We start from the raw sequence: 14,370 nt of genomic DNA, 5'->3' as shown, positions 1-14,370 counted from the left end.
CCTATGCACAAAAAAAAGGGCGCAGCGCTACTCTCGGTTATTCCGGGACTGGGCCAATTCTATAACCGTCAGTGGCTAAAAGGATTAATATTTCTATTGGTAGGGGCTGTCGGGATCTATTTTATCGTCTTTAATCTGACTGGATATTTACATGGATTGGTCACACTCGGTGAATTTCCTAGTCGTATGGTCAAGGTCGGAAAGCTGACCCGGATGGTGGAAGGCGATCATTCCATTTTTATGATGATCGATGGTTTGATTGCTTTGTTGGCACTGCTTTTTTACTCAGCCTTTCATGTTTTGAACATTAGAGATGCTTTTCTGGTTGGAGCGGCACGCGACAGAGGAGAGCCAATTCATTCATTTGGTGAATCGCTCAGACATATGGGTCGCAAAAATTTTGCTTATCTTGTACTTGTAATTCCTTTTGTGGCAGTTGTTTTTCTGACGATACTACCGCTTGTTTTCTCAGTACTCTTGGCATTTACGAACTTTGCTGATCCGATTCTTCCGCCAGCGCACCTGGTGGATTGGGTGGGGTTTGGAAATTTCATGAAGATGCTAAGTTTGGATGTATGGAGTTCTACCTTTAGCGGAGTGCTGATTTGGACACTGATCTGGGCGATTATTGCTACCGTGACGACTTACATCGGGGGTGTTCTCATTGCCGTGCTTATTCACCAGCCTCGTGTTCGGTGCAAAAAGCTATGGCGGACACTTCTGATTGTTCCCTTCGCCATCCCGAATATGATCTCATTGCTCGTTATGCGCAATATGTTCAATAATCAGTTTGGACCGATTAATAGTTATTTAAGAGCTATGGGACTGGACGGTGTGGCTTGGCTGACTAATCCGTTCTGGGCCAAAGCGACCGTCATTCTGGCTAATATGTGGATCGGAATTCCGGTCACCATGATCCTGGCCTTTGGGGTACTGACAACAATTCCAAGGGATATGTACGAAGCGGCTGAAGTGGACGGAGCTGGGGCATTCTACAAGTTTCGCATGGTTACACTGCCTATGGTGCTGTTCGCAACCGCTCCGATCCTGATCATGCAGTTTGCCGGTAACATTAACAGCTTTAACGTCATTTACCTAATGACCAACGGAGAACCGGTCAATCCAAACTACCAGTACGCGGGTCACACCGACCTACTGGTGACTTGGCTCTACAAACTGGCGCTTAACCAGTCGCAGTACAGCTTTGCTTCTGTCATCGGGATTGTCATCTTCCTGTTGGTAGCGACCTTCTCCATCTGGAGCTACCGTCGAACGCGATCCTACAAAGAGGAGGATATGATTGCATGAAGCCAAAACTGACAGAAGCGTTTAAAACGATTGGAAGCCATCTGCTACTGATTGTGCTCAGTTTTATTAGTCTTTTTCCAGCGTTTTGGATTATTATGTCTTCATTCAAGACGGGTAACAGTTTGTTCAGTGACTCGTTGATTCCTAAAAATTTCACGTTCATTCATTACAAGGAACTGTTTGAGCAAACTAAATACTTGATATGGTTCATGAATACGCTAAAGGTTGCAGCGCTGTCTACGCTACTTGGCACTTTTCTGCTGCTGTTGACTTCGTACGCCATCTCTCGGTATCGGTTTACAGGCAGAAAAACAACATTGACCGCGCTCCTTGTTCTGCAGATGTTTCCGGGATTCATGGCTATGATTGCAGTTTACGTGCTGCTGAATACACTTGGGCTGCTGAATTCTCACTGGGCGCTTGTGCTTGTATACAGCAGCGGGGCCATTATCACGAATGTATTTGTGGCTAAAGGTTTTTTTGATACCATTCCCAAAAGTCTGGAAGATGCTGCGCGGATGGACGGGGCGAGCCATATGAAAGTTTTTCTCTCTATAATGATCCCACTGTCCAAACCAATGCTTACCTATGCCAGTCTAATGATATTTAACGGCTGCTTTGTGGATTTCATTTTCGCTGACCTTGTATTACGTACGGAAGAGACGAGGACGCTAGCTGTCGGGCTTTTCCGGATGGTGAATCAAAGCAACTCGACCGAATTCACGTTGTTCGCCGCTGGAGCGGTGCTGGTTGCTCTGCCGGTCACGCTGTTGTTCATTTTCCTTCAGCGTTTTTTGGTGGATGGTCTGACCGCGGGTGCAAGCAAGGGATAGATCGATTTGTGCATGCTCCCACACTACAGCAGTGCCGAATTCCATATAGGCTACTTCCTTTTCAGAAAATCAAAATTCTGAGGAGGAAGTGGTTTTTTTTATTTGAAAGCTTCATTTGTCATTCGGAATATATTGCTGTTGTAATTGTTTTTGTGTAGCTTCTAAAATCTTCTTAGTGTGGAGAGGATTGAAGAATGATGAAAATAGGAGTAGAATTCCTCATGGAACTAACACTTAAGGGAGTATGTCTGTACAAATAAATCCCCGGAGCACGGGGTTATTTTCTAGCATTAATTAAATGTAGAATCCTGATAAATCCTTGTGAGTTATAGAGCACCATGAGAAAAGAGGAGAAATATAATGGAAACAGTATTAGTACGAGAATATCGGTCAGATTTGCTGGAATGTGTTCATAGTGGACATATTGCCATCGTAGGAGAAAATGGTGATGTGAAGGGATATGCAGGTGATCCTGAGTTTGTATCCTTTACTCGTTCAGCGGCCAAACCACTTCAGGCTATTCCAGGCATACGTGGAGGAATCGCGGAGCATTATGGTTTTACACCCGCTGAGATTGCCCTAATGACTGCTTCGCACCGTGGAGAGAGCTATCATGTTGCTGCGCTTGAGAGCATTTCCACCAAGATTGGCATCGATGAGCAACAAATGATATGTGCCACAAGCTATCCTCTGGATTATACGAGTAGAGAGAATGCCATTCGCGGCGCGGGCAAAAGAAAGTTCTATCATAACTGTGCAGGTAAGCATATGGGGATTTTATCGTATAGTAAGCTCAAAGGGCTGCCGCTTGAGGAATACTCACAGCCGGAGCAAACGGTTCAGCGTGAGATTATAGATACCATTGCTTATATGGCTGGCGTAGCCCCAGATAGTATTGGCCTAGGTACGGACGGATGCGGTCTGCCGGTATTTGCTATGCCTTTGACAGCTTTGGCGACCGCGTATTTGAAATTAGCCAATCCTCATTTAATTGCTGACGAGGCTACCCGCAAGGCGGTTTCTACGATCACGGCGGCGATGAATGCACATCCGGAAATGGTTTCTGGTCACGGACGACTCGATTCAATTCTTTTAGAAGATGACAATATTATTGCTAAGGGTGGATTTAAGGGCGTATATTGCTTCGGCTTGCGCCGTGAACGACTGGGTATTGCCTTTAAGATTCTGGATGGATCAGAAGAAGAGTGGGGACTTATTGTACAGGGGATTCTAAATCAGATTGGATACAGTCAGAAAAATACTTTGGAAAAGCTGCGTCATGCATTTTCAGGTGTGATCTACAATGACGGTGGTACACGGGTAGGCCATGCCGATACAGAATTCCAGCTTCATTTCATAAAATAAGCGCATAGGGAAAGAGCCTCTCGACTACGTATCCATCCTCTGGATACGTAAGCGAGAGGCTCTTTTTTTACCTGCAGAACAATTATTTCTGACGTAGGCGTCCGAGTTCAGAGACGAGCGCTTCCACCTGAGAAATACTGAGTCTATCGCTGCTCATGGCTACCTCATAGACATCGAAGATATCCTCATATTTATCTACTGAAAAAGCAGAGGCTTGCATCGCTGCAGCACTAGCCATTTTCAGCTTGTTCTTGATGGCCTCGATCATATATTCAACATTTTCCTGACTAGGTTGTGTTAAATCCATTGGTTATTAACATCCTCTCTGTATACTGATCCATGTATTTTACCATGATTGTGAGCTTGATCACCATTTTTTTGTCGAGCCCACAGAAATCATGTTAAATTAAAGGCATGAAATCAAAAATATCATCGAAGGGAGGAAAGGGATTGGCAATTAGAGAACAAGGAAGCGGAAAACGAAGCAAATTGGACGATGTAGGATTAGTGTCCTTTTTTATGGAAATTGCTGCACTGCATTCCGCTGAGAAAGTCACATTTCTGTGTATCGGAACGGATCGTTCTACAGGTGATGCCCTCGGTCCGTTAACAGGGAGCAAACTTCTGGAATATGGCTTTCCACACGTAATCGGTACGTTGCCATCTCCTTGCGATGCAGATAACTTGATGGCCAGAGTAGCTGAGATTCCATCGGAGCATATCATTATTGCTGTGGATGCCTGCCTAGGACCACCAGTAGCTCTCGGTTATTTCTTCGTTTCGAATGAGCCGCTTCAGCCAGCACAATCAGTGGGGGCTTGCCTTCCCGCAGTGGGGCATTATAGCTTGGCGGCGATTGTAGATATCAACGGTCCAAAACCCTATCGGACGCTGCAGACGACTCCACTACATAGAGTTATGGTTATGGCTGAACAAATTGCCGCCGCAGCAGCAAAAGGGTTTGGAATTGGGTATTAAGAATACGATGCCGGTTTCAAGGAGAGCTGTTTTGCTTAATAATAGATATTAGTTAATATATCTTAGTATTTTGGAAAGAGGGAAGCAGCCATGGAAAGAGTACGTTGTGACGGAAGCAATATTTGCTATAGCGATCAGGGGAAAGGCGAGGTTATTGTATTACTGCATGGCTTTTGTGGAAGTGCTGAATACTGGGAACAAGTCATTCCCATCTTAAGCAGCGACTACCGAGTGATTGCTCCCGATTTACGTGGTCATGGAGCTTCTGAGGCTCCACTAGGCCCCTATACTATTGAACAAATGGCAGACGATGTTCTGGGCTTGTTAGATACACTGGAAATTTCTGAATGCACCATGCTGGGACATTCACTTGGTGGATATATTACACTTTCGTTCGCGCAGCGGTATGCCTCTCGATTGAAGGGCTTCGGATTAATCCATTCTACGGCATATCCGGATAGTGAAGAAGCTCGGGAGAATCGATTGAAAAGTGTCAGCAGGATTCAAAATGAAGGTATTACTCCTTTTGTGGACAGCTTTGTCCCGGGGATTTTTGCTAAAGCAACCGCTTCTACATCACCGCACTTGCTGGAGCGAGCAAAAGAAATTGGTTACAAAACACCTCCACAAGGAGCAGCGGGAGCTGCACTGGCGATGCGCGAGCGTCCGGATCGACGTGATGTGATCACAGCTACCACGTTGCCGGTACTACTTGTTGCTGGCGAGCAGGATGAACTGATTCCTGCGGAGCGCACCTTCACTTCGGATAAACCAAATATAACGCAAGCTACGATTTCTGGAGCAGGCCACATGAGCCTGTTTGAAGCTCCTGAACGGCTAGCTGAGGTTATCAAGGAATTCACCCAAGCTACGGGTAGTATTAACAGTCATTCGTGATCGCTGAAATAATAATTCAAAAAGAGGCAGCTCCGCGTCAAAGTAACTGGCGTGGGCTGCCTCTTTTTCTGAAAAATAATTTATTATATCTCTAAAGTACGACAACGTCGTTTCATCTTGGGAGACTATTGAAATTTGCGGATGGAGGGAACGCTTAACACCACCCCAATACATGTCATTCCTAGTCCGGCAAAGATAGCTATGGTTGTTACGCCTCCAATGAGGTCAGCCAACCAACCTACAAGGATATACCCAATGGGCAGCAACGCGAAGGAGCCTAGCAGATCTAGACTAGCAACACGGCCGAATGCTTCCTGAGGTACGAGCTCTTGCAGACTAATCTCCCAAATGAGCCCAAAGATCATTAGACCGAAACCTTCGAGAGCAAATAGGGCAATTGCGCTAATGGCGTTCGGAGCAAAGGGGAGAAGTAGTAGCGCCAGACCGCTTAGGAAAGCACCTCCGTAAGCCATGAACCCTCGATGATTCCACTTGGGTCTCATGCCGAACAGCAGTCCTCCAATAATCGCACCTACTCCTGAGAAAGTGACTGCAAGTCCATAAATATAGGGCTCCCAGCCATGATGCACTTTAAAAAGCCAAGGTACAAGAATACTTGTAATACCGGCATAACAAATGTTGATGAATGAAAAAGCCAAAATCGTAATCCACAACCAAGGCTGACTCCGCAATACCGCGATCCCCTCCATGAAATCCTGTTTCCAATTCGGAGAAGATTCCAAGGGCTGTGCAATAGATGATGTAGGGGGCTTAGCTATTTCAGAATTTGATTTGTTTAGTAGTACTTTTCGTAAATAAATCAGACAGACTAGGGACATTAAGTAAGTAAAAGCATCCATCCCAAATCCTACACCTGCCGATAAATGAGTAATCAATATCCCGCCAAGGGCAGGACCAATAAGGCGTACGGTCTGAGTAGTCATTTGAGTTAGCGCATTAGCGGCAACACGAATATTTGGCGTGAAGATTGTTGCACGGACTGCTGCATAAGCAGGTTGAAACAGACCATCAAGCAAACCATAAAAGCCTACCAATACAAGTAGAAGCGGGATTGTCAAAACCCCGATCAAAGAAAGAGCGGCAGTTGCCAGCATGATTAAGAACCGAGCAATATCAGCCAGCATCATAATCTTTACACGGTCATAGCGGTCTACGATATGGCCAGAGATAGGAAGCATTATTATATTTGGCAGCATGTAGACGGCCATTACGATGCCCATAATCGTTGTAGATCCAGTTAAGGAATAGACTAAGACAGGTAAAATAACCATCGTAACTGAACTTCCTAGAAATGAAATCAAGTGACCTAGCCATAGAAAAGGGAAAGCACGTGATTCGGCAAATGGAGCAGCGAATCCCCGGAATGGGTTACGGCTTTTAGATTCAGTAGTATTTGCAGAGATCATGAATAGGTATTGCCTCCTATGTATTCATCCTTGATTGGTGGGGTCAAGTATATTTTAACTTGGCATTTTGTGTAAATAAGAAGAAGGGTCTTGATCATTCCTTTTCTTATAATTGCTTTAGTGGCATAGCGTAGTGCAATGGTTTAAGATAAATGAATAGAACATATATAATAGCCGGATACACAAGCTTTACAGTTACAGTATGGAAAAGGGGGAAGTTCATGTTCCGAAGAGACTATATTGTCCGGATGATCGAAGATATGACGGCGATGGTTGCAAAGGTTCTAACGCTGAAGCAGGAGCGGAAGACAACGGAAGCCTTATGGGAAATTGATGAGCTGTTGAACCGACATTTTCCACTGAACTCACGTCTTTTAAACTCACTATCTGTAGAAGATATCATAGATATGTTCCGTTTTAACGGGGTGTTGGAGTCAGATAAGCTTCAAGGTGTTGCCAAACTGCTTAAGGAAGAGGGCAGCATTTATGCTGCTAGCGGTGATCATGATGCAGCGCTATTCAGAAGCATGAGGGCACTGCATTTATACTTGTACGCAGATTTGCAGGGCGCTGATCGAGAACTGCTGCAGATGACAGCTGATATCGATGAACTCCTGGAGGAAGTCAAAGCATATCGTCTCCCGGCCAAGACGGAACGGCTGCTGCTAGTTTATATGGAGTCGATCGGGCATTACAGCAGAGCGGAGGACAGTCTGTACCGACTATGGGAGCAGGGGGAGAATGTCTCGCTGGAAGGCGATCAATTGTACAGACGTCTGCTGCTTAAATCACCGGAAGAATTGGAACAAGGCTCGCTTCCTATACTTGAAGTGGAACAAGGATGGAAAGAGTGGAACCGGATCACAGAAGTTCGGAGGGAGTCGGAAGCCTAGTGAATACACCTTTATTTATTATCGATGCCTTTGCAGGAAAAGCTTATTCAGGAAACCCGGCGGCAGTATGCTTGCTGAAGCATCCAGTTGATGAGGTATTCATGCTGAAGACAGCAGCAGAAATGAATTTGTCAGAGACGGCCTTTCTCTGGCCAGAGAATGATGGATATCGCCTGCGTTGGTTCACGCCCAAGACTGAGGTTAATTTATGTGGTCATGCTACTCTAGCTAGTGCACATGTATTGTGGGGAGCGGGATTGCTGGACCCCGATGTGGAGGCTAGATTCTATACACGCAGCGGGTTGCTTAGAGCTTCTCGTGCAGGTGATCTGATCTCACTGTACTTTCCGCCTTATGAGCTTAAGTCTTCTCCTACAATTCCAGGTCTTACAGAAGCACTTGGTATTACAGAGGAAAATATAGTGGAAACTATGTTATATGCTGACAATGTGCTTGTGCGACTCGATCAGGAATCCCTAGTTCGCGAACTTAGCCCCGACTTCGGGGCTTTATCCCGACTTGAAGGGAGAGCCTTCGCGGTAACTGCAGTTAGCTCCACGGAAGGCATAGATTGTGTGTCACGGTTCTTTGCACCGAAGATGGGGGTAAATGAGGATCCGGTCACAGGCTCAGCGCATACTGCGCTGGCACCTTTTTGGGCTACTCGACTCAACCGTACGCAGTTGACCGCCTATCAGGCTTCCGAACGGGGAGGTTTGCTTCAACTTGAGGTAAGCAAAGATCAGATTAAGATGTCTGGCCGTGCAATAACTATCGTTAGTGGAGAGCTGCATGTGAAGCCCTGCTAGGATAACTCTTGTAGAGCCGTGATATAATGAAACGATGATGGTTAGGAGACATAGATTCTCCATTTTTAATCCCGAAAGTGAGATGTGCGTTGTGGAATCTTTAACAGCTCTTATTGAACAACTGATAAGTGACCGTACTTTGATTATGGCAACCCTAAGTCAAGTACGTTATAAAGGGGAGACTTGTACGAAAGTACAGGTTAAACCTATTGAACTAAAGGGTAAGCTGCATTATCAGTTTGCATCTTATATTGGTACAAAGGTTGAACATCGTAACGTACCGGCTGAATTAGCGGCGGAGGAAATGACTCTTCTATTTAGAGAGACATTCCGCCAAGGTCTGCTATGTACAGTAGAAGCGGATTATCAGGTACTGATTAGCAAGAAATTTAAAGTATCGATCCTTACCAAGTCTCCCACTAAAAAAGAAGAGCCGGATCTAGCGCATAATCGCCGTAAGCGTTATGTGCTGGAAGATGGGGACCCTGTACCCTTTCTCGTGGAGCTCGGCATTATGAATAGAGAAGGTAAAGTGCTTGCTAAACGATATGATAAGTTTCGGCAGATCAACCGATTCTTGGAGATGGTCGAGGATGTACTTACCGATCTTCCAACTGGGCGACCATTGACGATCGTTGATTTTGGCTGTGGTAAATCGTATTTGACCTTTGCGCTTTATCACTATCTGACCGTTCGCAAGAAGCGGGATCTCAATATTATAGGACTAGATTTGAAAGCTGATGTCATTGAGCATTGCAACGAGCTTGCTGCGAAGATCGGTTACGATCACTTGAAGTTCCTTGTGGGTGACATTGCCGAGTACAATGAGCTGGATCAGGTAGATATGGTTATAACGCTTCATGCTTGTGACACTGCTACAGATGCTGCACTCGAAAAAGCAGTACGCTGGGGGGCCTCCGTCATCCTGTCTGTCCCTTGCTGCCAGCACGAATTATTCGCACAGATTGAGAATGAAGTAATGAGTCCTATGTTGTCGCATGGGATACTGAAGGAGCGTTTCTCCGCCTTGGCTACGGATGCCATCCGTGCCAAATTACTCGATATGATGGGCTATAGCAGCCAGCTGCTGGAATTCATCGACCTGGAGAATACACCTAAGAACATTTTGATCCGCGCCGTTAAGAGCTCAGGCGGTGATAACTCCGTCAAATGGCGTGAATATACCGCATTCCGTGACTTTATAGGGGCGAAGCCTTATCTTGAGCGCGTATGCGCTGACCTGCTTCCGGGTGAAAGTTCGGTGGAGGGGTAACACGACATTTTAGGAGCGGTAAATTGGTTTAGTTGTATTTTATGCAGCTAGATAAGCTCTGAAGGTGCTTTACTATGAATTAGTTGCACTCTGTACACTTAAAAACGGATAATTGTCCTCATCTGGCAGGATTCTCGAAAAATAGTTGTATATTATGCAATTAAACTAGGAAGCCGTAGCGAATATCAGAGGTCAGTTGTATTTTTTGCAACTTAATAGTTTTTTTAATGAGAATTGGAATCGTAAAAGATAGTGGGCTGTTAAGGCGAGGTAATTTAGTTGTATTTTGTGCAACAGAATATGCTTTGAAGCTACTTTTTAAGGATTTAATTGCACTTTGTACACTCTAAAACGAATAATACTCCGTATTTGGCGGTATTTTCGCGAAACGGTTGCACATAATACAATTAAAATGAAACTAGGCAGCGAATTAAACAGATCTATTGTACTTTTTACAACTAAATAGCTCATGTTGAGCATTAGGGCGGTGCAGCTCCTTCGTGGAGAGGTATCGTCCTTTTTGTATTCTAGTTTTGCAAAGGGGAAATGTGGAAAGGATAAAGATAACTTAACGATTACAGGGGTATCTATATGTGGAACGTTAACAAAGCGCGGAGTCTGGATTCATTAATCATATATTTTAGTGCAGCCTTAGTAATCGCAGCCGGAGTAGGAGCTTGTTTGCTGCGGGGATTTTTTTTTACGGAGGAGATGTATCCCTTTCTGGTCCTATGGTTTGTGATGTGCTCTGCGATTTTGCTTTATTTGTACATTGGAGTGGGGAAGTGGAGAGGCAGCGTGTGGGGAATAAGTGGGGTACCCATAGTTGTGAGAATAATTCTGATCGTACCTTTGCTAGTTCTATCACTCTATCTGATTCATTGGCTAGGAGAACCTCTTTCGGCACAGGGAACAATGAATGAAATGTTACGTTGGGGCTTGTATGCCAGCTTTGCATTTTTGGTTTGTTTTTGCGCGTTGAATCGGGTGGGGCGTCAGCTTATCATTGCGTCTTGGTTCATTTTGGGTATGTTCTTAAGCATGAGTGCTCTGCTGGCAGTGTGCGGGGTGGTAGAGTTACCTTTTGCTGTAGCCTATAGTAATTCATCGGAAGTAAGCATCACAGGTGCCAGATTAGCAGGGGTGATGGAATATCCTAATGCTTTTGGAGCTGTGATGGCTATCTTTCTACTGGAGCGGCTGTTTGCTGCCGCTGCTTATTATGTAACTCCGCAGAAGAGTGCGAAGAAGCGGGTAGCAGGAGAGCGGGGGATTGGGCGAGAGTGTGAACAGACAGGGATAGAGTATGCTGGGGGAGGACTACGGAGTAACGAGACAGGTTCAAAGTGCGTAGAGGTGGAACATGGGAGTGGAATGAAATGGTCAAAGTGTGACACGGTGAGCATTAACGTAGGGGATGGATGCGTAGGCGTGGAGCAGCGAGAAACGGGAAGCACGGCCGCCGCGCTGCTGCGCTTGCTGCCGCTGTTCCCGTACGCCGCCGCGCTGCTCCTCAGCGAGTCGCGCGGCGCGTGGCTGACGGCGGCTTGCGCCTGCGCCGCCGTCTTGCTCTGGAAGCGGCAGCTCATCGCGCCGCTTCTTGCCGCTGGCGCCGCGCCTGTGGTCGCCGCGGCGCTGCTCTACCGCCAATTGGCCCGTGCCGGGTTGGCGGTAGAGCCTTTGCCCGGCCTGCTGTTGCTGGCCGGGCTTTGGGCCGGCGCGCTGCTAGCCGGCCTATGGCTGTGCCGCCGCCAGCGCAGTGCGGCGGGCAGTGCCCGAGCCGCCATGCTGGCATTGGCGGCGGCAGGTTGGACGGCGGCGGGCACCGCCGTCCTCTTGCACGTGCGCGAGCGGATCACCGGTCCGTCATCGACGGTATCCGCGCGTAGTCTGTTCTACCGCGACGCCTGGCGGCTGGCGGCAGAGGCACCTTGGCTGGGGCGCGGGGGCGAGACTTGGCGTAGCTCATACCTCGCCGCCCAGTCTCGCCCCTATGTAGGCAGCCAGGTGCATAGCGGTTATCTCGACATCCTGTTGAACCTAGGATTTGTCGGCCTTGCAGCCATACTGCTTATGCTGCTAGCAGCAGGCTGGCTGCTGGCTAAGAGCGTGCCGCGGCTGCTGCCGCCATTTTTGGTTATCGTTTTACACAGCGCAGTCGATTTTGACTGGAGCTACGGATTAATCTGGCTGCTGCTTTTTTGGCTGCCAGCACTTGCGCTAGCTGAATATAAGCAGGAATATCAATCAGCGACAACCCGCTTTATAACCAAAAGTTCACTCATAACTCATTCCGCATCCGCGACCCTGCCGCCAGCTCACTCGCCTTCCGCGAACTTGCAGACCATGCATTCTACGTCCGTGAATATGCAGACCATGGATTCCGCATTCGCGAACCGGCTTAATTCCGTCTACCCATATTTTCGCGGGCTACTCATTACTGTAGCCGGTTCCTTTTGTCTCGTGCTATTCGTGTTGTCCTTTCAGGCCGCCCAAGGAGAGAGGTACTACCGGCAAGCAGTTCAGACGGTTGATTCCTTGGAGAAGGTTAGTTTGCTGCAACAATCACTAGCGTGGAATCCTCGGTCTTCTAGAACAGCTATAGTATTATCTAGGCTGCTTACGGGCGAAAAGAGCGTGAGAATACTCTGGCATAGCTTGCAATACTCCCCAGAGAATCCAGGTTTGAGCTGGGAAATGGCTGGACGATGGATGTACAGTGATGATCAGGTAGCCGCACTATATTGGGTACGCCGAAGTCTTCGACTAGATAAATACAACAATGCGAAGTGGGTTAAAGGGATTGAAGGCATGCTTATGATGGGCCGGAAAAAGTTAGCGGAAGGGAATCGAACGGAAGCTATGAACTGTATTGCCTCGGGGAATGAGCTTTTGCGGCAGTATAGAGTGTTGGCGGAATTCGAGGCTAGCAAAGGGGAGCAGCATAATGATCGAAAATTCCATATGACAGAACAAGCCGACGACCTTAGTCGGCGGCTTAGTGTATTAGCTTCAAGATTTTAACTGACGCGAGATGATCCAGGAATACAGAACAGGGACAATAATAGCAAGCACAAGTGCTGCAATAATAAGGGCCTGAGACAAGACTCCGCTCAAGAAGGCTCCCCCAAAAATAAGCAACCCACCGACCATCCACATTCTCCCGGAAAGGCGATGTGTTTTTCGCCACACCTCTGGGCTGGAGAGTGTCCATGCTGTACGAACACCGAATAAATAATTATCTTTTACCTGTGGCATGTAGTTGCCGAGCGCAATAAACATCACTCCGACAGCTCCTATAGCAATTTTGCCCACATTAATATCTTTACCCAGACCGTAAGTAACCGTGAGCACGAGCATTAGATTAAAAAGCACACCAATAGCAAGTCTGCTCATGGCATAGGCATTTTCGAACTTCTTGTAATTTTCCCGTTTAGGATCGATGCTGCGGGTGAACTGCATGATCAGCGGAAGCACAATGCCTAAAATACCCCACAAGGGAATAGCTATACTTTTATCCCAGTACCGGTTGACCTTACCCGTAATTCCCCACTGCGCGGGCAGCTCCTGTGGGAGCTTGCCGTAATTGATTAAAGCGTAAGACAGTGAAGCTAAACCTAAGATTACGATCAGTGTATCTTGCCATCTCCATTTAAAATCCTTCATCGTCAATCAGCCTCCTTCTCAGAATCAGTATTCTGACGACTTTGCTTTCCCGTACCTGTTAGCTCAAGCATCCAGCCAAGAACCTCCTCGAGAACCGTCGTATTTAATGAATACATAATGAATTGACCTTTTCTTTCATCCTGTACGAGATCGGCATGCTTCAGTGCATTCAGATGGTGAGAAATGCTTGGCTTAGACATGTTGAAAAAATCGGCAATTTCACCTGCGGTTCGGTCTTTCTCCTTTAGTAACCGAATGATTTGGCGACGGGTTGGGTCAGCTAGTGCTTTGAAAGATTCATTCATGTTCCACCCAGCCTTTCGACATTTAGGTAATTATCTAAATATATAATAACCACTTATTATATGATGTGTCAATGTGTATTCGCCTCCTTATAACTGCAAACAAAAGTGTCATCGAATCTTTGAAATTATCGGCGTTTGAGCCTCTGTCCATGCTAATACTAACTGTGGGCATGTAGTCGATAAATAGATCGAATCAAACAAGAGGTGGAGTGGACACATGATGCTGGATGTACCGCTTATTAACAAGGTAATGTTTTTTCTTGAAATTCTAATAATTGTTAGCTCTTAGATTTTAGCTGAAAAGGTGTCCATTTCCATCTTCATTGGTGGAAGTGCACACCTTTTTGGGTTATACGTGTTGTTCCAACTCTTTTTAAGAGAGGATCGAAATAGGGTGACGGCCTTGCCGCTGTAAGTAGATGTGATAAGGTTGCTTGTGCTAGAATAGGCTAAGAGAAACTGGAAAATAGAGCAGAGCGGCAGAGCTTTTGAAAATATAAGAAAGCATAAGTTTAGCATCAATACTTTATATTCTTATATTTCTCGTTTAAACGCTTAGCGTCTTAATATAGATGCCGAAGATGTTTACGCTTGATACATAGCCATATTCTGCGGA

The 14,370-nt window shown here is 46.3% G+C and carries 13 protein-coding genes; 9 read left to right on the top strand and 4 right to left on the bottom strand.

Annotated features, from left to right (window positions below; translation table 11 throughout):
• The first annotated feature begins 3 nt into the window (after positions 1-3).
• The 3 genes from R50345_RS25900 (at position 4) to R50345_RS25890 (ending at position 3,506) form a co-directional block, all read left to right on the top strand.
• Positions 4-1,308 (top strand): sugar ABC transporter permease, encoded by a 1,305-nt coding sequence (locus R50345_RS25900; RefSeq protein WP_042131039.1) that lies wholly within the window; start codon positions 4-6, stop codon positions 1,306-1,308.
• Positions 1,305-2,141, top strand: coding sequence for a sugar ABC transporter permease (locus tag R50345_RS25895; RefSeq protein WP_042131038.1), 837 nt, complete (start codon positions 1,305-1,307; stop codon positions 2,139-2,141). The genes R50345_RS25900 and R50345_RS25895 overlap by 4 nt, the downstream gene beginning before the upstream one ends.
• Before the next feature lie 360 nt (positions 2,142-2,501).
• Positions 2,502-3,506, top strand: a complete 1,005-nt coding sequence (locus tag R50345_RS25890; protein WP_042131037.1) for an asparaginase — start codon at positions 2,502-2,504, stop codon at positions 3,504-3,506.
• 82 nt (positions 3,507-3,588) lie between these two features.
• On the opposite strand, the gene R50345_RS25885 is transcribed toward R50345_RS25890, so the two are convergent.
• Entirely contained in the window at positions 3,589-3,813 is a 225-nt protein-coding gene (locus tag R50345_RS25885; RefSeq protein WP_042131036.1) for a DUF1128 domain-containing protein, read from the bottom strand.
• Between the two features lie 143 nt (positions 3,814-3,956).
• On the opposite strand from R50345_RS25885, the gene yyaC reads away from it, so the two are divergent.
• On the top strand, positions 3,957-4,484 hold the full coding sequence (gene yyaC, locus R50345_RS25880; RefSeq protein ID WP_042131035.1) for a spore protease YyaC: 528 nt from the start codon (positions 3,957-3,959) through the stop codon (positions 4,482-4,484).
• A 90-nt stretch (positions 4,485-4,574) separates the two neighbouring features.
• Positions 4,575-5,381, top strand: a complete 807-nt coding sequence (locus tag R50345_RS25875; RefSeq protein WP_042131034.1) for an alpha/beta fold hydrolase — start codon at positions 4,575-4,577, stop codon at positions 5,379-5,381.
• A 125-nt stretch (positions 5,382-5,506) separates the two neighbouring features.
• Here the strand turns inward: R50345_RS25875 and R50345_RS25870 are convergent, their stop codons facing one another.
• Positions 5,507-6,808 (bottom strand): MFS transporter, encoded by a 1,302-nt coding sequence (locus tag R50345_RS25870; RefSeq protein WP_042131033.1) that lies wholly within the window; start codon positions 6,806-6,808, stop codon positions 5,507-5,509.
• Between the two features lie 221 nt (positions 6,809-7,029).
• Between R50345_RS25870 and R50345_RS25865 the strand changes: the two genes are divergently transcribed.
• The 4 genes from R50345_RS25865 to R50345_RS30530 all read left to right on the top strand — a co-directional run bounded on the left by R50345_RS25865 (position 7,030) and on the right by R50345_RS30530 (position 12,807).
• Entirely contained in the window at positions 7,030-7,701 is a 672-nt protein-coding gene (locus R50345_RS25865) for a DUF6483 family protein (RefSeq protein WP_042131032.1), read from the top strand.
• Entirely contained in the window at positions 7,701-8,510 is an 810-nt protein-coding gene (locus R50345_RS25860) for a PhzF family phenazine biosynthesis protein (protein ID WP_042131031.1), read from the top strand. Before R50345_RS25865 ends, R50345_RS25860 begins: the two co-directional genes overlap by 1 nt.
• Positions 8,511-8,592: 82 nt before the next feature.
• A complete protein-coding gene (locus tag R50345_RS25855; RefSeq protein ID WP_081954194.1) occupies positions 8,593-9,783 on the top strand; it encodes a class I SAM-dependent methyltransferase in 1,191 nt (396 codons plus the stop codon).
• Between the two features lie 591 nt (positions 9,784-10,374).
• Positions 10,375-12,807, top strand: a complete 2,433-nt coding sequence (locus R50345_RS30530; RefSeq protein WP_052414742.1) for an O-antigen ligase family protein — start codon at positions 10,375-10,377, stop codon at positions 12,805-12,807.
• Here the strand turns inward: R50345_RS30530 and R50345_RS25845 are convergent.
• Entirely contained in the window at positions 12,796-13,449 is a 654-nt protein-coding gene (locus tag R50345_RS25845) for an SdpI family protein (RefSeq protein ID WP_042131029.1), read from the bottom strand. The genes R50345_RS30530 and R50345_RS25845 overlap by 12 nt on opposite strands.
• A 2-nt stretch (positions 13,450-13,451) precedes the next feature.
• Positions 13,452-13,754: an autorepressor SdpR family transcription factor gene (locus R50345_RS25840; protein ID WP_042131028.1), complete on the bottom strand. Its 303-nt coding sequence runs from the start codon at positions 13,752-13,754 to the stop codon at positions 13,452-13,454.
• Positions 13,755-14,370: the final 616 nt, after the last annotated feature.

The organism is Paenibacillus sp. FSL R5-0345, assembly GCF_000758585.1.
Classification (GTDB): domain Bacteria; phylum Bacillota; class Bacilli; order Paenibacillales; family Paenibacillaceae; genus Paenibacillus_AQ.
The sequence above is the reverse complement of the archived record's forward strand: the minus strand, read 5'-3'. Positions and strand labels throughout refer to the sequence as shown.